This window comes from Halomonas sp. V046 (genome assembly GCF_052645355.1).
In genome coordinates this window covers 1-1444 of sequence record NZ_JBQXYF010000034.1, presented here as the reverse complement: position 1 = coordinate 1444, position 1444 = coordinate 1, and the positions used below count along the sequence as shown (strand labels likewise).

Here is a 1444-nt window from a genome sequence, read left to right as displayed (position 1 = left end):
TGAGCTGACCCCCAATAGTTGGACGGTTCACTCAGCCGGCGCCCAAGGCCTGAGTCCTGTACTGTACGGGGCTCAGGCCTTTTAGTTTCAGGCGGATGCGTTCGTGGTTGTAGTAATGGATGTACTTGTCGAGCCCTTGCTGCAGCTGCTCAATGGTGTCGAACCGGTTCAGGTGGAAATACTCGGCCTTCAGGGTGCCGAAGAAGCTCTCCATGGCGGCATTGTCCAGACAGTTCCCTTTCCGTGACATGCTGCGGAGTATCCGCTTCTCCACCACCAGGCGGCGATAGCTGGGGTGGCGATAATGCCAGCCCTGATCCGTGTGGAGCAGCAGCCGATCCCCTGGCATCAGCCTGCCAAAGGCTTTCTTCAGCATACCCCTCACCAGGTCGAATACCGGGCGTAGTCCTGTCTGGAAGGCAATGATCTCTCCGTTATACAGATCCATGACCGGTGACAGATAAAGCTTCTGGCCATTGACCTTGAACTCGGTGATGTCCGTCACCCACCGTTGATGGGGACGCTGAGCTTGAAACCGACGTTGCAACGTATTGGGAGCGGCGTAACCTTCCGCTCCTCGGTAGGCACGGTATCGCTTGGGGCGAACCAGGGACTTCAAGCCCAGCTGTTGCAACAGCCGCTGGACGGTCTTGTGATTGATCGTCTCACCTGCCTGCCGCAGGACGGCGGTGATACGCCGGTAGCCATAGCGCCCGCTGTGGCGGTCATAGATCGCCCGGATACGCGCCTTCAGAGACGCGTACCGATCGTCAGCACCCAAGGCCTGGACCTGGTAGTAGAACGTGCTGCGTGGCAGCTCAGCCGCACGCAGCAGCAGAGCCAGCGGATGTTCATGCCTTAACCCTTGGACGGTCTGGGCTTTTTGCCCCGCGTCGCCGCCCCTTTCTCCCGGATCAAGGCATCGAGCTTTTTTAGGTAGGCATTCTCGGCACGCAGATACGCCAACTCCTTGAGCAGCTCCTCCTGTGAGCGCTCATCATCAGGCGGGGGTGGTGGGGAAGGCGGCTTCTTGGTCATCGGGCGGCGCCCCTTGCGCTTTGGCTCCAGTGCAGTCAGACCACCACTATGATACTGACGCTCCCATCTGCCAATGGCGCCGCGCTCGCGGATGTCGAACAGGGCCTCCGTCTGACGCCGTGACAAGCCATCTCGCCACATCGTCTCCAGGACCTGCAGCTTGAAAGCCGCGCTGCGGTGCGTGTATTTCTTGCGCACCCCCATGACGCCATGCTGACGGTAGTTGTCCCGCCATGTCCGCACCAGAGAAGGATCCAGGCCATGCTGGCGGGCCACCTCACTCAAGCTGGTGTCACCGTGCAAACACTGCTGTGCCACCAGCAGTTTGAACCACTCGTCGTATCGGTTGCTCATGAAAACACCCCGAAGGTTGGATGTGGGTGTCCAACTTTCGGGGTGCAGTTCA

1 protein-coding gene is annotated in these 1444 nt (G+C 59.6%); it reads right to left on the bottom strand.

Annotated features, from left to right (window positions below; genetic code table 11):
• Positions 1 to 31: 31 nt before the first annotated feature.
• Positions 32 to 1392 (bottom strand): IS3 family transposase gene (locus ACUN9Y_RS22065; RefSeq protein WP_445462898.1). Its coding sequence is split into 2 segments (ribosomal slippage): positions 32 to 927 and positions 927 to 1392, totalling 1362 coding nucleotides; the frame shifts between segments, so codons are not numbered across the junction.
• Between the last annotated feature and the right edge of the window lie 52 nt (positions 1393 to 1444).